Below are 20,897 nucleotides of genomic sequence, written 5' to 3'. Positions count from 1 at the left end.
AGATATATATTGTTCCTTGCTTATTATGTAAGCAACGCAAATGATTTCGGTTCGCGCCATTAGCTCATAATCGCAATGACCAGTAAACCAATTGCAATGAAGCCAATTAAAGCTAAACTGGAGTTACCCCCTGGTACTAAGTGAGTTTCTGTTGTAACTAGGTGGGATTTACGTCCTCGCCATGCCATAATTGCGGGCAATAACAATAATAAAATGACACAGCAAATACCTGCATAGCTTAAAGCATGTAGATAGATACCAGGATTTAATAAGACTACTGCTAGTGGAGGAAGGAATGTTAAAGCCAAGGTATATTTTCCTTGGTTTCCAGATTTCTTCAGTTTTAGTCCATCTGCCAAAAAGTCAAACAGCCCCAATGAAACTCCTAAAAATGCCGTAAGCATACAGATGGAAGTAAAAAAGCCAAAGAATCCGCTAATCCATTGATTTTGCACGGATTGGCTTAAAGCTTCAGTTAATCCGCTTGTCGCATGTTCTGAACTCATCAACGCCAGGAGGCCATTTTCTCCTTCGCGGGAGACAACCCCCATAATGACTGCATCCCAAACAATGTAGCATGCAAGTGGGATAAGTGAACCTAATAAAATGACACGTTTTAAGCTTCGTGTATCATCTCCAAAATAGTCACGTAAGCTCGGTATTATTGATGCATAACCAAAAGAAGTAATTAAGATCATTAAGGTGCCAGTGAAGGCACGTGCTGAACCATCCGTTAAACCCAAAGTTGAGGCATGGGGACTAATAATCGCGACTAATAAAACATAAATGCCTAATTTACCAAACATTAAACCGCGATTGACATAATCTACTGAGCGGATGCCTTTATAAACAATTAAACTAAATAAAAGTGTAAACAGGATTGCAGTGACACTATTAGGCAAATGGATATTCAATTTATGTAATAAACTATTGAATACATCACTACCACCTGAAATATAAGCTGAGAGTAGGGTGTAAAGCAAAAATAAGTAGGTGATCCATGCGATGATTTGACCAGGTAAACCCAATGTAGATTTAGCCATGGAAATCATATTGCTTCCTGCTGGAAGTCGTAGATTGACTTCTAACATTAATAATGCACCTGCAGTCATGACCATCCAGCAGAAAAATAGGAAAAAAATTGAATTGCTAAAGCCTACTTCTGCTGTAGAAACAGGTAGGGCAAGCATCCCGCCACCTATAGAAGTTCCTACTATAAGTAATATTCCGCCTACTAGTTTTGAATTGATCATGAGATATAATCCAAAATTGTTTAAAAATAATTCAATATGATACTTTGTTATGCATTTTTAGTCAATGTATCACATAGTCCCTGGTATGCACAAAGTCCTGAGTGATGGCGTTTCATTCTGATTATCTACACAAATTCCATAGTTCGTGTATTAATAATCCGATAGAAATAACAATTACAGCCCCCTGGGTCCATTTACCTCCGGGAACGATAAAAACAGAACGATGACTTTTTCTGCCAAAATAACACATTAATGCAGGTAAAAGTAGTAGGAGAATGATACAAAAAATACCGGCATAACCTAATGCATGAAGGTAGGCGCCCGGGTAATAAACAACAATCAGTAACGGAGGGGCAAAGGTCAGTAAAAATAACCCGATGCCATGATTTCCTCGTTCGCGCAGCTTTAATCCATCGGCAAGAAAACTATACAAGCACAGGGAAACGCCCAGGAAGGCAGTCAGCATACAGATAGAAGTGAAAAAATTAAATAAAGCACTGATCATAGTATTTTGCACTTTATTCGAGAGCATACTTGCTAAAGCACTAGTAGTATGTGGATTATGCATTAAGCTCTCAAGGTTTTGACTTCCTTCAGAGGGAAGGGCGCCCATAATTACAGCATCCCAAGCCAAGTAACAAAATAGAGGAATTAGCGAACCAATAAAAATGACTTTTTTCAATTGTTTCACGTCATCATCAAAATAATCTCTTAAATTGGGAACAATGATGGCGAATCCGAAGGAGGTAATTAAAATCATAATGGCGCCACCGATATATTGTATGTCACCATGACGTAGATGTTGTAGTTCAATATGTGGGGCAATAAGCAGTACTAATAGGAAATAAACAGCCAATTTACCAAACATCAGGCCTCGATTGACATAGTCCACATAACGAATTCCCCCATAAACAACCAGTCCAAAAAGAAGTGTAAACAACAAACTTGCCTGCCAATCAGCAAGATGCAATCCTATTTTAAGAAGTAGGCTGTTTAATACATCAGCTCCACCTGAAATATAAGCGGAGAGTAGGGTATAAAGTAAAAAAAGATAGCTTATCCAGGCCGCAAGCAAGCCATAATTACCCAAGGTGGCTTGCGCCATTGAAACCATATGCTTTCCTCGGGGTAAATAAAGATTGGCTTCAAGAATAAAAAATGCGCCTAGGGTCATAAAAACCCAGCAAAGGAACAGAAAAATTGAAGACTGCCAAAAACCAGTGGCTGCATTGGCAACAGGCAAGGCGAGCATTCCTCCGCCTATAGACGTACCAACAATTAAAAGAATTCCCCCAATAAATCTTGAACGCATTATCCGCCTTACTTCATTGAATAGACTACTGGTGATGGTACTGGAATTGGACATGTTGCACAAGTCTTAATACCATAATTATTGAACCACTGAATTTCAATGCGACGATTAAATGCACTACCATGAATTAATTTATTGTCCCCCACATCATTTTTATCCCCATAACCCTCTGCTTTAAGAAGCTGAGCCGGAATGTTATTAGCCCATAAAAAGGTAAGCATCGTTTCAGCTTGGGCTTGGGACAGTAATTTTTTATGGTGACGTGTACCAACATTGTCCGTGAACCCTGCAACATAAACAGGACTGTTTGGGTAAAATTTTAATAATCTAATAATATTTTCCAAACCTGGATAACAGACTTCATTGAGGCGAGGACTTTCAAACATAAAATATTTATCAACAGGTACAATTAAGGTTATGGTATCCCCGTATTGTACATATTCGATATTTTCTTTATTTAATTCTTTAATAATGCTACGTCTACTGGCTTTGTAAAAACCTACCCCAGCGCCCACCGTACCTCCGGCTACAGTACCTACTAATGCTCCGGCTACAGTTCCTGTGGCTGCAGCACCTACAGCAGTTCCAACAACTGCTCCAGTAGCAACTCTCCTGGGCATGGGGTGCACTGGTTTGAAATTATTATACGGCGGATGAAAACAACTACTCAGTAAACAGGTGATTAAACTACAAGATAGAATTCGTACTTTAGCTAATTTGAGTGACATGTTCACTCCCTTGTCCCGTGATTTTATCATTATTAAACATCTGGTTAAATTTCGCAATTGTAGCAAGTGTTATAAGAAGCGTAGCCTGAGTCCGCAAAAATGAACCCCATTTTTTTGCATTACCCCCAGGCTACTAATATATAATATAAAACGGCAGAATTCAGAAGAATTATTGACTAAAACAACAAGAGGCCTCTAACTCTTCATCGTTAGTTGAGCTATTTTCTTTTTCTTGATGAACTGGTTTAAAGAATGAAACCAAACTTATCTCATTAGTGTACTCAGTATCGTGGCGACTTAATGATCTAAATTCGGTGAGACAGTTACCGGCTTTGTGTATTGCTCCAAGCATTGCTCCAACAATAGTTATTCCGACTGCAACACCTAAAACAGGTTGGACAATGAGTACAGGTAGCGCGATACCGAAAATCCCTGCATATAATGAAAATGCTGTTGCTGCATAGAACATGAGTTCGCATGCTTTAGCAAGATTATGGAATAAAACGCCAATTTTTCTGGACTCACAGGCACTTCCAATGTGTTCTAATGCTGCTTTTGGATTCAGTTCCCCACTTTTTACCTTGGTTAATTGGTCAACAAATAATCCGTAGCTGGCGACAATTTCTTCAACCTTTTTGGCAGAGGTTGCTTTGGTATAAGAAAGGTTATAATACTTTTTTACTGCTTTTATTTGGCTTTGTATTTTTTCGTCGATTTCAGCGTTAGCAAACAGAGCATGTAATTTTTTGTCACAGGCGCGTAAACGTTTTTCAAATTTTGTATGATTAAAAGGCATGATTCATCTCGTTGTTATTATTAATAATAGGGAAACCATGGGGATTAAAACATTCAATTGAGTTTGAATGGGTTAAAAAGTCTTATATCATAATTAACATGAGTTCGACATAAAAATAAGATTATTTTTATGCAGAACTCAAAAGGTGAGTACTTATTCTTCTATTTGAAAACGACATAAACTCTGAAAATCACATTGCTGGCAAATAGTTATATGGACAGGTTGCGGTGCGCAGTAACCCTCTTGAAATTCTGTTGCTAAATCAGTGAGTTGTTTTTGCCAAATATCCCTATATTCTTCCCATGTTTCTTCTTTCTTTAAGGAAGTAATCCCACTAATACTTTGTTTTTCTTCACTAAAACCGGAACAACTAATTTTCCCTGTTTTCAATTGTAGGAGTAAGAGCGTATTAATTTGTTCATCGAGCAACGCATAAAGCAATAATTGTGATTCTTTAGGTCGTTCTTCATTCCAGGGTTTGCTGCTTGGCAGGGTACTTTTATAATCAATAACCCATTTTTTTTCTTCAACCTTATCTAAGCGATCAACCCGAACTTGAAAATCAAGACCAGCTAAATTGATTTCATAAGATTGCTCTAGAGCTTCGACTGTAAAAGGAGTTCGTTGTTTTTCCCATTCAAGGCATGTCTGTACCAGTCGTTTTAAACGCGTATACTCCACGTCCCGAAGTGAATCAATGGAGTCACAGTCTTGATTTTTTAGTAAGGCTAAAGCCGCATGAATGGCTTCATCAATATGCTGTTGCAACAGCTCGTCGGCTAAATGAAGCAGTTTGTATTGGCTCTCCAACTTTTGCCATAACAGCTCCATTACCTTATGAATGATTTGACCGCGTTCTTTATTATCTAACCCGTCTCTTGTTTGTAAAAAGGTTTTTGCACGGAGGCGGTGTTCCGCAAATGCTTTAAAAGGACATTTAGCTTGATTCGACAGGATTGCAGTGCCTCCATGAATTTTCTCTTCTGGCAATACAGGAATGTTAAAGCCTTCCTCTATAGTCATTAACTCAGATAAATTTATAGACTCGTAATGTGTTGGTAGTGGTTCAAAATTAGGGAGATGAGTAATTAATGAACAAGGTAAATTGGGTGTATCTCCCTGTAATTGTGCATAGCTAAATACTATTGAGTTGGCACCTCTTTGTAATCGTTGCAGGATCTGATAAGCAAATTGTAATTCACGAGCAGGCAAGCTATGAGGCATGCATAACTGACGTTGTAACGGTGGTGGAATAAATGCAGATAACTGAACTTTTTGAGGCAAACATTGATCGGTTAATCCCATGAACCATAAACTATCAAACTCACATCCTGAAGCTTCCAGGAGACCTGAAATTTGAATGGGGGCATTAGTTTTTTGCGCCTGGAAAATGGTGTTGTCGGTAAGATGTCGTATTGTTTCAAGGGCATCTGCTTTTGTGAAACTTGGCTTGAGTAGAGCAAATTGCCTCAGTTCATCAAACACAGCAATAAAACGATTAAGACACTGATAGTTTTCAGAGCTGAGGGTATAATCACCTGGAAATCCCAAAGTATTTAGACGCTTTTGAAATAAGTGAATCCATTCTTGTACCGTAGCTTCGCAAGGATAAGGCGTAAGATTGTCTAATAAATTAGCAAGACTTGGGGCGTATCGATGCAGTTCTTTTATCAAATTACTTAATGGGATTGAATGATTTTCTAATAATACTCCATCTTGCAAGTACTCAGAGCGTGCGATGAATTCTTCCTTAGAATCACCTAAGTAAGGTGATTGCAAAAGCAAACCTGCTTGATGTGAACTTAGATGTGTGGCATCTAAACTGAGCCAGCATAAGGCATGGGCCACTAAAGGGAAATTGCTTAGAGATTGTCCTAGAGAGATATTAAAGACGGAAGGATCGAAATGATGGGCCAACATTCTTTGTAATGAAGGAGATTCTCGCTCTAAATTAGGTACCACCACAGCGATGCGTTGGTTTCCTTCTTGTATTTTTAAATGCAGCCATGACATGAGCTGTTGATATTCTTCCTTGCTATCCTTAGCTGCGAATATTTTAGTATTTGAGAGTTTTTCTGCTAAATCATATTGGTATTGAGCGAACCCCTTGTTAGCCAGATGCTCCTGCAGAAGGATCTGCTGAGGAGTAAAATCATCAAAACAGACCCAAACAATATCTTGGGAAAAAAAAGAACTATCGGCATTGAGTAAATATGGGATTAATTGATATTCAGTAATTAAATGGAGTTGTTTTAATTGTTTATCAAATAATTGCCACCACTTTTGAAATTGTTGTGTTTGTGTTGTGTAATGAAAGGTTGGATCGTCCATACTAATTTGCCAGAGCTGGCAGCGCTCCCACGCACTGATGACGGACTGGAGCAAACCGTCGCTATAGGTTATATTCAACTCAGACTGAATTGTTTTGCGCCACAAATACTGACATTGAGAGCTGTTTAATAAAGTGGGATGGGAACTATGTGGATTAATACAATTGAGTTGCTCATAAGCCTTAACGAGTGCAACGCTAAAAGGCATGCATCGTGGTTTTTCTATGGTTTGCTTCTTACATTGGGCGAAATACTGTTGAAGTATTGCTTCACTAAGTCGGTTATTGGGGGTGAGAACAGTGTTGTTTTGAGCTAATCGAAAAAAAAGATGTTCTTTATCAGTGAAAGTACATGTAGGCATAAAAGTCCAAATCAATTATATCCTGGATTCTTTGTAGCCTGGGTGAAGCGAAGGTGAAACCCGGGAAATCTCGGATGGAGCCCCTGGTTATGACTTAAGCATTCACCCAGCCTAGAATGCAATGACAAGCTGAGTAATAAACGATTTTACTTAAGTTTTTTTGCGCTGCAAAGTACGAGTTTTTGGTGCAGGCTTGGATTTGGTTTTTTTTGGTGCACTTTTATACCGAGGTAGACTATGACTTTTTCTCTTGTCCGTATACAAAATATGGTGGACAAATTGGCCGCGTAGATAGATAGAGGCTAAACCCGATGCAATGGCGAGCAAGAAACCAAAAAGAATATAGCTATATAAAAGGACAACACAATACGCATACAGAAAATCGCTAAAATTATTAACTTTCAATGCTTGGTTTTCTGTTGTGTCCATAAAGAGCAACAGACCGAGATCAAAAAAGGGTAAGGAAAGGAGAACCATGATAAAGCCTAACAAAAAAGTTTTGAGTTTATAAGGTTCAGGGCAATGAACGATTCGTTCTCCAAATATAGCTCCAGTGATAGAAGCTACAATCATTCCCAGAATAATCGCCTTAAATAGAGGTACAAGTTCAACATAACCAATTGTTGTGAGAAAAGCATTAATGAGAATCGTTCCGACAACAGAGAGTAATCCATAATAAACACTTGCCAGTAAACGGGGGTTGGAAAATTCAAGTGCAGGATCTTGCTTATTCATTTGGCACTCCATAGCTCCACCTATATATGTATCATTTTAGTATAAATAATTACACCGTGGTGTTGGATTATTGATTTTTTTATCATTCTTGTTTTGGTGAACTCGATTCCATTGTGAGATAGAGGTGTATCAACATGATAATTTGTATATACTAAAAAAAATAATTATTGATTTTGAATATGAAAAAATTTGGTCGTTTTATTTTGAAGCTGTTTGGATGGAAAGTTGTCGGCGAATTGCCAAAAGATAAAAAATATCTGGTTGTTGTTGCTCCCCACACCAGTAATTGGGATTTTGCTGTTGGTTTATTTGCTCGTTTTTCAATGGGAGTTAAAATTAACTTTTTAGCAAAAGATCAATTGTTCTTTTTTCCTTTAGGTTTGTTGTTAAAGTCTTTGGGTGGAGCTCCTGTAGATCGTTCTAAAAAAAATAAGACTGTAGATCAAGTCGTCGATATATTTCGCTCTCGTGACGAGTTTAAGCTTGCGATTACTCCTGAGGGGACGCGTAGTGCAGTGACCCGTTGGAAAGAGGGCTTTTATCATATCGCTTGCCAGGCAGGGTTGCCTATAGTTATGGTAGGGCCTGATTATTCAACTAAAGAACTTCGCATTCATGAAAAGTTCCAACCATCAGGAGATATTGATAAAGATTTCCCGATGATTCTTGATTTTTTTAAAACGATAAAAGGTCGTTATCCTAAGGAAATCCCAGAATATCATTCCAGAAAAGAGGACTAGTTTTATGGGGAGGTTGAGTACAGCAGAAGAGGAGCCTATTATATACTTCATGCGTCACGCTGTACTCAGGCTTCCTATTAAAATACTATGATTATAAGTGTTTTGTCATTTTTAACATTTTAAACTTTTTCCCATTGGGGAGAGCAAAATATTCTGGTCCAATAATTTGATAGCCACAAACCTGATATAGTTTTACACCAGGCAAGGTCGCCATCATTTCCATTTTTATAAATCCATGGAATAAGGCTTGTTGTTCACAATACTCCAGAAGCATTTTTCCAAGACCTTGGCGAGCATGGTTTGGATGGACAAAGAAAGCCCGAATCTTGGCAAAATCAGTTTGTGGATTTAAAAAACCTTCTTCACGTGCATTACATTGATCGCCACCGAATAAGGTTTTCCGTTTACTCCACCCTCCGCAGGCAACTACAGTTCCTTCTTTTTCTATCACGTAATAGGTTTGGTCTTGAATAAGCTCTTTATCTATTCCAAAAATAAAATGAATGGCGTCTTCAATTTCATGTTTTGAATAGTCCTCTTGGCTCAACCCCCGTGCTGAGTATTCAATGAGTTTATTTAAGCTATTAATTTCGTCAATTCGCGCTTTTCTTATCATGATTGTATCCTTTTGGTTCTTTTGATGGGATTGAGAATTTATCATGAAATAAAAATAAATAAATTTTTAATTTATTGACTATTTATTTCGTTTTATAATGAACCATCTTTAATAATGGGTAATATATGAAAAAAAATGAGAGAAAAGTGTCAGAAAATATAACTGAACCGGTCCATTTGGATAAAATTGATCGGAAAATTTTAAATTTATTGCAAAAAGACAATCAAATTACCAACTTGGCTCTTGCTGAGAAAGTAGGAATTTCTGCTCCTCCTTGTTTTCGTCGTGTTAAACGATTGCGTGATGAGGGCATTATTGTTAAGGATGTTTCTCTGGTAGATCCTTTTAAAGCTGGCCGTGGGCTTATTGTCTTTGCAAATATTACTTTGGAAAAGCAAAGAGAGGATTTGTTGGCTCATTTTGAACGTAAAATGGCGGAACAAGAAGAGGTGAAACAATGCTATTTTGTTTCAGGGGAGACTGATTATTTGTTAGTGATCCATGTTGCGGATATGAATCATTATAATGAGTTTGCACGCAGAGTATTTGCCAATGAAGCAAATATTAAAGTATTTCGCAGCAGTTTTTGCCTTAATCGCACTAAGTACAACACCAATATTCATTTTTCAGAGGATTAAGAATGTGTTCGTGAATCCCTCGTAGATACAGTCTCTAATAGCAAGCAACCTATTTAATGAAATAACTTGCTTTTAAAGGACTGTATCTACGGGTTACGATAAAATTATCTTTTCAATATGGATTTGCCTGCATAAGGTAAGGTGGCAATTTCATTAATGCGTAACAATTGATTGTACTTTGCAACGCGATCGGTACGGCATAAAGAACCAGTTTTAATTTGACCACATCCTGTCGCAACGGCAAGATCTGCAATAAAGGTATCTTCTGTTTCACCTGAGCGATGTGACATCACACAACGATAGCCATTTTGGTGAGCTAATTGAATTGTTTGTCGGGTTTCACTTAAGGTTCCGATTTGGTTGACTTTAATGAGGATGGCGTTAGCCACTTTTTGAGTGATGCCTTCTTGTAAAATTTTTGGATTAGTAACAAATACATCGTCACCTACCAATTGAATTCTTGAACCCAATTGAGCAGTCAAATGACTCCATCCAGTCCAATCTTTTTCATCCAAGCCATCTTCGATACTTACTATAGGATAATTAGCAACGAGATTAGTATAATAATCAATGAGTTGCATCGAAGTGAATTTTTGATTTTCAGAAGCCATATGATACATGCCTTGGTCATATAGTTCTGAAGCAGCGACATCCAATGCGAGTACTATCTCATCACCTAATCTAAATCCTGTTTTTTCAATTGCTTCACAAAGTAGGTCTAGAGCTTGGCGGTTCGATTTAATATTGGGTGCGAAACCCCCTTCATCACCTACTGCGGTATTTAAACCTTGTTTTTTTAAAACAGATTTTAATCCATGAAAAATCTCAGTACCCATTCTTAAAGCAGTGGGAAAATCAGCAGCGCCCACAGGCATGATCATGAATTCTTGAATATCCACATTATTGTCTGCATGAGCTCCGCCATTTAAAATATTCATCATAGGTACAGGCATGCACATCTTTTCACCTTGGTTTAAGGCTGCATACAAAGGTAACTTATGCTCATTTGCGCGCGCTCTAGCCGCTGCAAGAGAAACTGCAAGAATGGCATTGGCTCCTAGACGTGATTTATTTTCTGTGCCATCTAATTGACATAGTTTCTGATCCAAGGCGTCCTGATCTTCAATGGAAAAAAGGTGTAAGGCGTGATTGATTTCTTGATTAACATAAGCAACAGCGTGTTGCACGCCCTTACCATTATAGCGTTTGGGGTCCTGATCGCGGAGTTCACAGGCTTCGCGACTTCCTGTGGATGCCCCGGATGGAACACTCGCTCTTCCTTGGGTTCCACTTTTTAAAATAACATCCGCTTCAACAGTAGGGTTACCACGAGAGTCCAGAATTTCACGGGCTTGTATTTTAGTAATTTGCATGTCGAGTCCTGGTTACGATTAAATTTTTTTCAATCTGCGAAAAGCAGTGGATTTTTACTGCTTATTCAAATTGAAGTATTGTTTTGATATGTACTGACTTTGTCAAGAGATAGATTGTTTCCCTGCTGTTACTTTACCCAGGTATTCATATTCTTCTGAGGTATCTTCTGATTGAGAGTATCCAAAAAGATAACTGATAAGTCGTTTAAACTGTTGAAGCAAGGATTCATCATGCTTGCCTTCGTTTTTGATCTGCAGTGTATTTTGCATCTTGGTTAAGATTTCCCTTGGGGAAATTTGGTTGAGTTGCTCTAAATGCGCTTTTAATTCATAGATACCTTGAGGGACAGATACTTTTTGTTCACCTTTATTTATCTTATGGCGTGATCCAAAATATCCGAGCGCCCAGGGCTGAGTATTTTCGTTCAAGGCTTGATCTATTTTTTTATCAAGGTACTTATTAATTTTGAGTAACAAATCACGGATTGCAAGGTTTTCTTTTTCGATAATAAAGGTTTTATCCGTGTCAGTTTGAACCTGTTTTTTGAGTGCAGCAAAAATATTTGATAGTTCAAATGTGTATTCCCGGGACGCTAAAATAGGGGCTAGCGCCTTAATGATCTCTGGGTCTTGGTGAGTCATATCCGCTAATTGATGGTTAGGAATTTTTGCAATGAGTTTCGGAGTCTGAATAATGAGTAAAGCTGAGGATTTATTTTTTAATGCTTCCTGAAATAATTCACTCGGGTCGAAAGAGAACAAAAATTTTAAAGATTTTATTTGCAGCAATTGTGATTGTAACTTTTCCAGATATCTGTTTTGTCTATCAATTTCACTGGTAATTCGAGGATTTAATTCCCATGTGTGGTTTATATATGCTTTAGCGGCGTTCAATTTCTCTTTATAAACTGCTACCTGCTCTTTAACTGTTGCCATCATCTGCTCATGTAGCCTAATAAGAGCATCATGTTCATTTTGTAATTCTAACTCGGCAATTCTCTTCTCATTATTTATTTTAAAAATTGCACACTCTTTCATATAGTTGGTGAATTGAGTTTTAAACTCAAACAAACTTAATGCAGGTGTTTCTACAACAGGATTTTCAATTTTTCCTTCCATTTTTTCTCAATTCCATAGCAAGTGATAAAGAATCATAACAAAATGATCTTAATAAATACAATAATTGATTAACCTAATGATTTTGTGGATTTTTTTGTGGAATAGATAGCCTGGTGACGTGCAACGAAATCCGAGAAATATGAAGTTCTTTTGTTCCGGCCTACGTTTTGCCTCACCAGTCCCTGAGCAAATAATCAGAAACGAACAGCCCCAAGCTTCATTAATGCGTTGGATAAAGGAAGTAAAGGTAAACCTAAAATAGTATCTTCAGAGCCTTGAACTTCTTTAAATAACCATTTACCTTGGCTTTCATATTGATAAGCTCCACAACTATGATAAGGCTTTTCACTTTGTAAATAAGCCTCGATTGATTTCTCACTTAAATGGTGCAATGTTAAGTACGCTGTTTCATGATGTTGCCAAAGGAGTTCATTATTTTTTGCGATGCAAAGACAGGCAATTTGCAGATGCTCTTTGCCACTTAATAAACGTAAGTGTTCAATAGCAGTAGGGTGGTTCAAAGGCTTATTCAATAGAGTTTGTCCAAACAGACAAAGTTGGTCTGCGGCAATAATAAAATGTTCTGGGTATTGCAGGCTTACTGCCAAAGCTTTGCTTGCTGCAAGCGCATAGCCTAAGTCTAGTGTGCTCTCTGACTTGAAGGACGCTTTAATTGCATCTTCATCGCAGTGAGAAGGAACCACAGAAAATTCAATACCAAGAGATTGCAGCAATTTTAATCTTATTGAAGAGCTGGAGGCGAGGATAATGGGTTCTTGTTGGAACAATTTAGACATAAACAGCCACCAATGCCATCAGTGAGAAGCCTATAATCACGAAACTGAAATCTTTCAGATTACAACAACGTTCTACCATTACACAGCGTTCCAAGCCATGTAGGGTTCCTAGATAGAGAAATGTTCCTGATGAAGCAGCAAGTAAAATGGGATCAAATAAGGAGTCAGTTTCTACTCCATGACCAAAATACCAACCCAAATAGATCCCGAGTGGGGTCATCAAGCTGAATAAAATAAAAAAGACTAAGCTGGTATTCATGCTCATAGAACTTTTATTTAATTGCACTGCAACGGCAAAACTTTCTGCCCATTTATGAGTAATAATTGCAAGAAAGATCATAATGATCATGGAGTTATAATGGGATAATCCTAAAGCTGCACCCAACATAATTGAATGAACAGAGAGCATACCCCAGGCTAAAAGGGCAAAGGCTGGATGTTTTGTATTGTTATGATGGTAAAGCTCTTTTCCTAAATGTTCGAACCAGAGGAAAATCAGAAATACAGCACCAGTAATGATGTAGGCAAAAGGGTAGTTATATCCCATTTTATTAAATAATGAATTCGCATCTGGAAGCATATGCAACAATCCAGCCCCTAAAAAAACTCCGGTTGCCAGAGTTTCTCCCACTGGAAAATCAATATGCTGATCATCTTTAATACGTTTTCTAAACGGATACCAGCCTGCAATTAAAATGACTATAAAAATGGAACATGCAAAAAAAATCTTTAAGCTGGTAGGTGATACCATTGTTTATCCTATTACTTATTCTAGAATTTAATCGTTTAAATTGTGTAAGCATTCACGCCATTCCCCAAGATTCAAGTACTCCCTGAACGGTTACTAAATTGTAGCCTGGGAGAAGGCCAGAAGAAACCCAAGCCATCCCGAGCGCAGCGAGGAATAATGGGAGATCCCCGTTACATTCGGGATGCGGTAAAAGAACCCCGAGTTCAGCATTGCTTCACTACTAAAGCTAAAACTACGTAGTTTAGTGGTGATGCATGGCCTCATGCAAGCTAAATAAACGAACTTCTATAATATTGGACTGTAGTTTTAATGCCAAAATTACTCGATCATGTAATTCTTGCCACTGGTTGAAGGTTTCGTCACAGACTATATCTATCCCGATTTTGCCATCTAGATAATGTAAATTCCAAAATAGAATTTGTGGAAAATCAATGTGTACTTCATTAAATAATAGTTCGTGTAATACCTCTCTGCTTGGCAAATGCAAAGAGGGGCAACAACGTTCATCATCTTCAGGATCCACATGTACAATCACATCTTTGACGCTTTCGATTTGATCTTCAAGAGCATGGTGGACGTGTTGTGCAATATAATGTCCTTCAGATACTGATATTTTAGGTGAAACTAAAATATGTACATCAATTAATACATTCTCTCCCATAGAGCGGGTTCGCAATTGATGGATTTTTTCAACCCCATCTACATTTTGGATTACTTCTTCAATTCGTGACAATAACTCAGGACTGACTGCGGTATCTACCAATTCTTTGACACTATTCCAAGCATAATCCCAACCCATTTTAACGATCATAAGGCCGACTATAATGGCTGCTACGGCATCAAGAGAACGAAAACCGGCAATAGTGCCTATCAAGCCTACTAAGACAACTAGAGAGGAAGCTGCATCTGAGCGATGATGCCAAGCATTTGCTGTAATTAATTTCGAATTAATGCATTTTCCTATATATAGGGTGTAGTGAAACAAAATTTCATTGCTCAGGATGGAAATACAAATTATTGGCAAAGTGAACCAATTGGGTGTGATGTAATTGGAATGTAGTAAGTCATATATTGAATCCCAGGCGATGCCAATACCTGCAAAAATAAGTAAAAGAGATAACAATAAAGTCGCAGCTGTTTCAATGCGTTGATGGCCATATGGATGACTGGCATCCGCATCAAGACTACCGTATTTAGACGCAAATAAAACCATTGCATCTGTTATGAGATCGGATAAGGAATGAACTCCATCTGCAACAAGTGCATGCGAGTGGAAAAAATACCCACCAATGAGTTTAATGAGACCAAGTAGAGCGTTTGAAATAGCTCCCAAAAGGGTTACTTTTTTTGCTTGTAAATATCTATCGTTCTGAGCCATATGATGTTTTTTTTAAGTTAACATAACCTAAGTAAAACGAAATGAGACCTTTAGTTTTTCACCCTGATTCGAGATTCAGTTTCGTCTATTTTTGTTGGTCTATTTAAACATGGTTAAGAATTTTTTTATATTAAAACTTTCATTAAATTGAATGGGTATGAAATCATCTGGCGCATTATAAGACGCACGCAAATAAGCTGATTCCACAAGATGTTATGCATCCTATACACAGGATTATCCACAGATTTTGTGGATAAATCGCTTTTAGTCAAATAATGAATAAAAGTTGAATAAGCCTTATAGAATAAGAATTTGTCGAAAATAAATATAAGTCTGATTTTTTATTCAGTGGTATGAGGAGAGAAATTATCCACAGGATGTGTTACGTGAGAATGGGAAATTTTCTTGGATATATTAACAAAGAAAAAAATAAAAAACAGTCTTGACTTGGGTATTTTTTTAAAAAAATTTTAACTTTAAGAAGTATATTTGCATTGATTAAAATTAATTCATTTTCGATGTCTAAAACTAAACCTCAGAGAGCACTTTGGAAAGTTCTGGAGCAGGTGCCAATCACGCTGATTGTATAAGGTGTTCTACATCATGTTCACAGGATTATCCACAGATTTTGTGGATAAATGATTTAAGAAAGTAAAATGACTAAATAAGTAATAAGCCTTATGAAACAAGGATTTTTCCAAAAAAGGTGAGGATTTAGTGCTTTTTACTCAGTGAAATGAAGAGGTGAGTTATCCACAGGATCTGTTTTGTGGAATAGAGGAATTTTCTTGGATATCTTAACAAAGAAAAAAATAAAAAACAGTCTTGACTTGAGTATTTTTTTAAAAAAAATTTAACTTTAAGAAATATACTTGCATTGATTAAAATTAATTCATGTTTTATTTCTAAACTTAAACCTCAGAGAGCACTTTGGAGAGTTCTGAAGCAGGTGCTAATCAAGCTGATTTTATATGGTGTTTTACATCATGTTCACAGGATTATCCACAGATTTTGTGGATAAATGGTTTAAGGCAATAGAATGACCAAATAAGCAATAGGCCTTATAAAATAAGGATTTTCCTTTTGATGCATGTAATTTGGGTTTTTATCAAGTGATATGGTGAGATTGAGTTATCCACAAGATGTGGTTTTTGAAAATAAGAAAAATAGCTCAGCTATGTTAACCAAAGAAAAAAATAAAAAACAGTCTTGACTTGGATATTTCTAAAAATATTTTTATCCCTGTAAAAATTGTTCAAAATTACCTAACCATCGCTGGGTAATTTTGCGGGCAGTTTGAGGTGACTCTTCTAATAGTTTTTTTGCTATAGCGGGCAAAAGTGGAAGTAAATTCCGATCCCGTTGGATATCCGCGATTTTAAATTGTCGATAACCCGTTTGCCGAGTTCCGAGTACTTCGCCGGCTCCTCTTAACTCCATATCTTTTTCGGCAATAATAAATCCATCATTGGTTGCGCGCATTATTTTTAATCGCTCAGTACCCTGTTGTGATAGGGGGGATTGATAAAGCAAAATGCAATGAGATTGGGTACTGCCTCTTCCTACCCGGCCACGTAATTGATGGAGTTGGGATAAACCCAAACGCTCGGCATTTTCGATAATCATAAGACTCGCATTAGGGACATCTACTCCTACTTCAATAACTGTTGTAGCCACCAGTAAGTTAATTTCACCACTTTTAAAGGCGGCCATAGTTGCTTCTTTTTCTAAAGGTTTCATCCGACCATGTACAAGACCTACACGAGCTTCGGGGAGTTGTTCTTGTAAGGCATGAGCTGTTTCGGTAGCGGCCATACATTGTAATTTTTCAGATTCTTCAATGAGTGTACATACCCAATAAATTTGTCGACCACTGGCTATGGCTACTTCTAATCGTTCAATGACTGTTTCCCGTTTGTTCTGACTTAAGACTGCGGTAGCAATGGGCATACGTCCAGGAGGTAATTCATCGATAATTGAGAGGTCCAAATGGGCAAAGTGAGTCATGGAGAGTGTTCTGGGGATAGGTGTGGCGGTCATTAATAATTGATGCGGAATGAGTTGGTCCTGTTGTCCTTTTTGTTGCAAAAGCAATCTTTGTTCCACACCAAATCGATGTTGTTCATCAATAATGACTAGACCTAAGCGAGCAAACTGCACTTCTTCTTGAAATAGGGCATGGGTGCCAATAATCAACTGACAACTATGATCTGCTAACGCAGCAAATGCCATTCGTCGTTCACTTAGTTTCATTTTGCCACTAAGTCTAAATATTTTGATTCCCAAAGGTTCTAGCCAACGGATCAAATTATTGGCGTGTTGTTCGCTCAGTAAATCAGTGGGAGCCATAAAAGCGACTTGTTGTCCATTGGCAATCGCTTGTAATGCTGCAAGGGCCGCGATGATGGTTTTTCCTGCCCCCACATCGCCTTGTACTAAGCGTAACATGGGTTTATTATGAGTCAGATCCTCGCTAATCTCTTGGGCGACTCTCTGCTGCGCGTTCGTGAGCGTAAAGGGGAGGGACTCTAAAAAACGCTGATTCAAATTTTGGTCCATAGGCAAAGCAACAGCATGTAATGTATTACGTGCTTCTCTGGCGAATTGCATACTGAGGCGTTGTGCTAACAATTCATCAAAAACTAACCGTTTTAGCGCGGGGTGTTGCCCTTCTTCTAGTGACTGCACGGAGATATCTGGCGGAGGATTATGTAATAATTGAATTGCATCACCTAAAGGGAAAAAACTATTTGCCTGTAATTGTTCTTCACTCATCCATTCCAATTGTTGAAGCTCGTGTTTGCAACTATTTAAGGCGACGTTCACCAATTGTCTTAATCGTGATTGACTCAAACCTTGTGTACTTGGGTAAATGGGGGTGAGTGTTTCATTGACTTGGCATTCGCTTTCATCATCGAGCAACTGATATTCAGGATGGGTCATCGTTAGGGTATTGCTGAACTCCCGAACCTCCCCAAAGGCATGAATCATTGTGCTGTTTTTTAGATTATTAATTTGAGTTTTATTAAAATGAAAAAACTGCAGTTTTATTATTCCGGTTTTGTCCTCTACATAACAATGCAGCATTGCGCGCTTCCCGGTTTTAATTTCTGTTTTGCATACCCGCCCAGCAATCACGCACCACTCATTAGCGCGTAAATCTTGAATGGGTGTTATTCGTGTTCTGTCTTGATAGCGATAAGGTAAGTGGAACAGTAAGTCACCTACAGAATGGATACCACATTTTGCCAGTTTGGCTGCAAGGGTTGGTCCGATACCGCTTAATGATTCACACGAGTTAGATAACACAGTATTAATGATATTGAGAAAAGTGAGTATTCAAGTGTAACTCATAGTTCATATAGGAACAATTTACTGTTTTTCAATAAGAGCGCAAATTGTGTTTCATTAGGTATATAAACCTTTTCATATGGTACAAAAAAGCGCATAATAGCATCATTTTTTGATGGAAAACTAAGTAGCATGAAACATACTGTAGAGCAGCTTTTAAAACACGCTTTAATATCATTACAAAGATCAGGCGAGGTACCTACTGATTTGGATGTTGATATTAAGGTAGACCGTTCAAAAGATTCTGCTCATGGTGATTATGCCAGTAATTTAGCTTTGATTTTAGCCAAACCGTGTCGTCAGGCACCGCGAAAAATAGCAGAGCTTTTAGTTCAAGCCATGCCAACTGACCCCTCGGTGGACAAAGTGGAAATCGCTGGGGCAGGGTTTATTAATTTCTTTATACGTAGCACTTCTCGTTCCCAAGTTATTGGGGAAATACTGGAAAAAGCCGAACATTTTGGACGTAGTACTATTGGCCAAAATCAAAAAGTATTGATTGAATTTGTTTCTGCTAATCCTACAGGCCCTTTACATGTAGGGCATGGACGAGGCGCTGCCTTTGGAGCTACTTTAGGTAATGTTTTAAAGGCTGCAGGTTATGATGTAACCTTAGAATATTATGTGAACGACGCTGGAAGGCAAATGAATATTCTTGCTGCCAGTGTGTGGTTACGTTATCTCGAGCTTGCTGAGGAGCCTGTTGTTATTCCTGCCAATGCTTATAAAGGTCAGTATGTTTCCGAAATAGCACAGGAGTTTTGGGCAGAACATGGTAAAGAATATGTACATCCATGGGCTAGTGTAGTTGACGGATTACCTCTTGATGAGCCTCATGGCGGAGACAAAGAAGTTTATATCGATGCTTTAGTTGAGCGTGCAAAACAATTGTTGAGCATGGATGTTTTTGCCCTATTTCACCAACATGCATTAAATACAGTGCTTGATGACATCAAAGATGATCTTGCTGAATTTGGTGTGAAATACGATAGTTGGTTCTCCGAACAATCCTTGTTTGAAGATGGATCTATTCAAAAAGGAATTCAGGCGCTTAAGGATAGCGGTCATACCTTTGAAAAAGAAGGGGCGCTTTGGTTTAGAGCGACTGATTTTGGTGACGAAAAAGATCGAGTATTGGTGCGTGCTAATGGCAATACTACTTATTTTGCTTCGGATGTAGCTTACCATTGGAATAAATATGATAGAGGTTATGACCGGGTAATTGATATTTTTGGTGCGGATCATCATGGCTATATCACCCGATTGCGAGCTGTAGTAAAAGCTTTGGGGCATGATGAAAGCGCACTGGATGTATTGCTTGTTCAATTTGCCATTTTATATCGTGGTTCTGAGCGAGTGCAAATGTCTACACGTAGTGGTTCTTTTGTTACTTTAAGAGAATTACGTAACGAGGTAGGAAACGATGCGGCACGCTTCTTTTATGTGGCACGCAAGTCAGAACAACATATGGATTTTGATTTGGATTTGGCAAAATCAGAATCAAGTGATAATCCGATCTATTATATTCAGTATGCTCATGCAAGAATATGCTCTGTATTAAGACAGTTAAAAGAACGAGGCTTGTCTTGGGACAAGGCACTTGGGTTAAAAAATATTGATTTATTAGATCAAGCTCATGAAACTCATTTGATTTCTTTAATTAGCCGGTATCCAGAAATTGTAGAATTAGCGGCTGCGCACTGTGAGCCTCATCAAGTGGCTTATTATTTACGTGAAGTAGCCAACGGCTTGCATAGCTATTATAATGCTATTCCGCTTTTGTGTGAGCAAGAGCAATTACGATGTGCTCGTCTTTGTTTGTTAGAGGCAGTACGTCAGATATTAAAGAATGGTTTGGACTTATTGGGCGTATCAGCTCCTGAGAGTATGTGATGGCAAAAGAATATGGAAATAGGCGTTCTTCACGGTCGCGCGGTGCTACACCGCATCAGCTTTTAGTGATTACGTTGACTTTTTTAGTAGGGTATATGACCGCTTCTTTTCTAGATATAGAAACCGTAAGTCAGTGGGTAAACTCCCAGGTTTTGGCCCATCATGAAATAAAAAAAGAACCCCCTAAACCCGGGGCACAGCATGCTGCGATCCCGCCTAAACCAAAATTTGAGTTTTATACACTCCTGGCCAATGAAAAAGTTCCAAACTCTCAACCCAATGGTAGTCCTGCCGCTTCCGTTCAATCCGCTGCAAATGCAACTGCAACAACCGTAGCGACCACACCAACTGCAGCTACCTCAGCGGTTAAGACAACGGCCAATGTCGCCAGTGCAGCTGCACCAATAAAACCAAACGGGGCTCGAGTACCTGTTGCTGCAAACAATGCCCCCGCTGCGAGACCTGCTACCGTAGATAAAAGTAAATATTTAGTGCAAGTAGCTTCTTTTAAGGCGCGTAGAGATGCAGAGCAAATGAAAGGTACATTGATACTTAAAGGTTTTAGTGTATACATCATTCCTGTAAGCCATGCCACAAAAGGTAATTGGTTCCGGGTTGTAGTAGGACCTTATTCTAATCGTGCTCTTGCCCAACAGGCTCAAATGAATTTGGCAAAAAATGAACGTCTAAACGGTATGGTTACCAGTGGCGGATAAGCGCGCTGTT

General features: G+C 38.3%; 17 protein-coding genes. 4 read left to right on the top strand and 13 right to left on the bottom strand.

Going from position 1 to position 20,897, the window contains the following annotated elements; all coding sequences use genetic code 11:
• Positions 1–59: 59 nt before the first annotated feature.
• The 6 genes from ACWTEW_RS31715 to ACWTEW_RS31690 form a co-directional block, all read right to left on the bottom strand.
• A complete protein-coding gene (locus tag ACWTEW_RS31715) occupies positions 60–1,253 on the bottom strand; it encodes an amino acid permease (RefSeq protein WP_454781953.1) in 1,194 nt (397 codons plus the stop codon).
• Between the two features lie 121 nt (positions 1,254–1,374).
• The gene (locus ACWTEW_RS31710) at positions 1,375–2,565 is read right to left on the bottom strand and encodes an amino acid permease (protein WP_454781952.1); all 1,191 of its coding nucleotides are present in this window, start codon (positions 2,563–2,565) and stop codon (positions 1,375–1,377) included.
• Between the two features lie 8 nt (positions 2,566–2,573).
• Positions 2,574–3,293 (bottom strand): C-OmpA-like family protein CmpA, encoded by a 720-nt coding sequence (cmpA, locus tag ACWTEW_RS31705; protein WP_454781951.1) that lies wholly within the window; start codon positions 3,291–3,293, stop codon positions 2,574–2,576.
• A gap of 169 nt (positions 3,294–3,462) precedes the next feature.
• On the bottom strand, positions 3,463–4,089 hold the full coding sequence (locus tag ACWTEW_RS31700) for a DUF5638 domain-containing protein (protein WP_454781950.1): 627 nt from the start codon (positions 4,087–4,089) through the stop codon (positions 3,463–3,465).
• Between the two features lie 153 nt (positions 4,090–4,242).
• The gene (locus ACWTEW_RS31695) at positions 4,243–6,780 is read right to left on the bottom strand and encodes a PD-(D/E)XK nuclease family protein (protein ID WP_454781949.1); all 2,538 of its coding nucleotides are present in this window, start codon (positions 6,778–6,780) and stop codon (positions 4,243–4,245) included.
• Positions 6,781–6,930: 150 nt separating this feature from the next.
• A complete protein-coding gene (locus ACWTEW_RS31690) occupies positions 6,931–7,515 on the bottom strand; it encodes a hypothetical protein (protein ID WP_454781948.1) in 585 nt (194 codons plus the stop codon).
• A gap of 179 nt (positions 7,516–7,694) precedes the next feature.
• Between ACWTEW_RS31690 and ACWTEW_RS31685 the strand changes: the two genes are divergently transcribed.
• Positions 7,695–8,255, top strand: coding sequence for a 1-acyl-sn-glycerol-3-phosphate acyltransferase (locus ACWTEW_RS31685; RefSeq protein ID WP_454781947.1), 561 nt, complete (start codon positions 7,695–7,697; stop codon positions 8,253–8,255).
• Positions 8,256–8,346: 91 nt separating this feature from the next.
• Here ACWTEW_RS31685 and ACWTEW_RS31680 read toward each other — a convergent pair whose 3' ends face one another.
• A complete protein-coding gene (locus tag ACWTEW_RS31680; RefSeq protein ID WP_454781946.1) occupies positions 8,347–8,871 on the bottom strand; it encodes a GNAT family N-acetyltransferase in 525 nt (174 codons plus the stop codon).
• Positions 8,872–8,996: 125 nt separating this feature from the next.
• Here ACWTEW_RS31680 and ACWTEW_RS31675 point away from each other — a divergent pair, with 125 nt between their 5' ends.
• Positions 8,997–9,509, top strand: coding sequence for an Lrp/AsnC family transcriptional regulator (locus ACWTEW_RS31675; RefSeq protein WP_454781945.1), 513 nt, complete (start codon positions 8,997–8,999; stop codon positions 9,507–9,509).
• 104 nt (positions 9,510–9,613) lie between these two features.
• Here the strand turns inward: ACWTEW_RS31675 and eno are convergent, their stop codons facing one another.
• The 6 genes from eno to recG form a co-directional block, all read right to left on the bottom strand.
• On the bottom strand, positions 9,614–10,882 hold the full coding sequence (eno, locus tag ACWTEW_RS31670; protein WP_454781944.1) for a phosphopyruvate hydratase: 1,269 nt from the start codon (positions 10,880–10,882) through the stop codon (positions 9,614–9,616).
• A gap of 102 nt (positions 10,883–10,984) precedes the next feature.
• Positions 10,985–12,001 carry a hypothetical protein gene (locus tag ACWTEW_RS31665; protein ID WP_454781943.1) on the bottom strand — a complete coding sequence of 339 codons (1,017 nt, stop codon included), beginning with the start codon at positions 11,999–12,001 and terminating at the stop codon, positions 10,985–10,987.
• A gap of 194 nt (positions 12,002–12,195) precedes the next feature.
• Positions 12,196–12,798, bottom strand: a complete 603-nt coding sequence (locus ACWTEW_RS31660; RefSeq protein WP_454781942.1) for a Maf family protein — start codon at positions 12,796–12,798, stop codon at positions 12,196–12,198.
• A complete protein-coding gene (locus ACWTEW_RS31655) occupies positions 12,791–13,549 on the bottom strand; it encodes a ZIP family metal transporter (RefSeq protein WP_454781941.1) in 759 nt (252 codons plus the stop codon). The genes ACWTEW_RS31660 and ACWTEW_RS31655 overlap by 8 nt, the downstream gene beginning before the upstream one ends.
• A 241-nt stretch (positions 13,550–13,790) precedes the next feature.
• Positions 13,791–14,927, bottom strand: a complete 1,137-nt coding sequence (locus tag ACWTEW_RS31650) for a cation diffusion facilitator family transporter (protein WP_454781940.1) — start codon at positions 14,925–14,927, stop codon at positions 13,791–13,793.
• A 1,236-nt stretch (positions 14,928–16,163) separates the two neighbouring features.
• Complete coding sequence (gene recG / locus ACWTEW_RS31645) at positions 16,164–18,236, bottom strand: ATP-dependent DNA helicase RecG (protein WP_454781939.1); 2,073 nt, start codon at positions 18,234–18,236, stop codon at positions 16,164–16,166.
• 174 nt (positions 18,237–18,410) lie between these two features.
• Here recG and argS point away from each other — a divergent pair, with 174 nt between their 5' ends.
• Both argS and ACWTEW_RS31635 read left to right on the top strand, forming a co-directional pair.
• Positions 18,411–20,171, top strand: coding sequence for an arginine--tRNA ligase (argS, locus tag ACWTEW_RS31640; RefSeq protein ID WP_454781938.1), 1,761 nt, complete (start codon positions 18,411–18,413; stop codon positions 20,169–20,171).
• Positions 20,171–20,887 (top strand): SPOR domain-containing protein, encoded by a 717-nt coding sequence (locus tag ACWTEW_RS31635; RefSeq protein ID WP_454781937.1) that lies wholly within the window; start codon positions 20,171–20,173, stop codon positions 20,885–20,887. The genes argS and ACWTEW_RS31635 overlap by 1 nt, the downstream gene beginning before the upstream one ends.
• Positions 20,888–20,897: the final 10 nt, after the last annotated feature.

This window comes from Legionella stuttgartensis, assembly GCF_977063405.2.
The sequence above is the reverse complement of the archived record's forward strand: the minus strand, read 5'-3'. Positions and strand labels throughout refer to the sequence as shown.

What these genes read in the sequence shown, in the direction of transcription:
- ACWTEW_RS31715 (WP_454781953.1), bottom strand. Translation starts at nt 1,253, where the DNA reads ATGATCAATTCAAAACTAGTAGGCGGAATATTACTTATAGTAGGAACT.
- ACWTEW_RS31710 (WP_454781952.1), bottom strand. Translation starts at nt 2,565, where the DNA reads ATGCGTTCAAGATTTATTGGGGGAATTCTTTTAATTGTTGGTACGTCT.
- cmpA (WP_454781951.1), bottom strand. Translation starts at nt 3,293, where the DNA reads ATGTCACTCAAATTAGCTAAAGTACGAATTCTATCTTGTAGTTTAATC.
- ACWTEW_RS31700 (WP_454781950.1), bottom strand. Translation starts at nt 4,089, where the DNA reads ATGCCTTTTAATCATACAAAATTTGAAAAACGTTTACGCGCCTGTGAC.
- ACWTEW_RS31695 (WP_454781949.1), bottom strand. Translation starts at nt 6,780, where the DNA reads ATGCCTACATGTACTTTCACTGATAAAGAACATCTTTTTTTTCGATTA.
- ACWTEW_RS31690 (WP_454781948.1), bottom strand. Translation starts at nt 7,515, where the DNA reads ATGAATAAGCAAGATCCTGCACTTGAATTTTCCAACCCCCGTTTACTG.
- ACWTEW_RS31685 (WP_454781947.1), top strand. Translation starts at nt 7,695, where the DNA reads ATGAAAAAATTTGGTCGTTTTATTTTGAAGCTGTTTGGATGGAAAGTT.
- ACWTEW_RS31680 (WP_454781946.1), bottom strand. Translation starts at nt 8,871, where the DNA reads ATGATAAGAAAAGCGCGAATTGACGAAATTAATAGCTTAAATAAACTC.
- ACWTEW_RS31675 (WP_454781945.1), top strand. Translation starts at nt 8,997, where the DNA reads ATGAAAAAAAATGAGAGAAAAGTGTCAGAAAATATAACTGAACCGGTC.
- eno (WP_454781944.1), bottom strand. Translation starts at nt 10,882, where the DNA reads ATGCAAATTACTAAAATACAAGCCCGTGAAATTCTGGACTCTCGTGGT.
- ACWTEW_RS31665 (WP_454781943.1), bottom strand. Translation starts at nt 12,001, where the DNA reads ATGGAAGGAAAAATTGAAAATCCTGTTGTAGAAACACCTGCATTAAGT.
- ACWTEW_RS31660 (WP_454781942.1), bottom strand. Translation starts at nt 12,798, where the DNA reads ATGTCTAAATTGTTCCAACAAGAACCCATTATCCTCGCCTCCAGCTCT.
- ACWTEW_RS31655 (WP_454781941.1), bottom strand. Translation starts at nt 13,549, where the DNA reads ATGGTATCACCTACCAGCTTAAAGATTTTTTTTGCATGTTCCATTTTT.
- ACWTEW_RS31650 (WP_454781940.1), bottom strand. Translation starts at nt 14,927, where the DNA reads ATGGCTCAGAACGATAGATATTTACAAGCAAAAAAAGTAACCCTTTTG.
- argS (WP_454781938.1), top strand. Translation starts at nt 18,411, where the DNA reads ATGAAACATACTGTAGAGCAGCTTTTAAAACACGCTTTAATATCATTA.
- ACWTEW_RS31635 (WP_454781937.1), top strand. Translation starts at nt 20,171, where the DNA reads ATGGCAAAAGAATATGGAAATAGGCGTTCTTCACGGTCGCGCGGTGCT.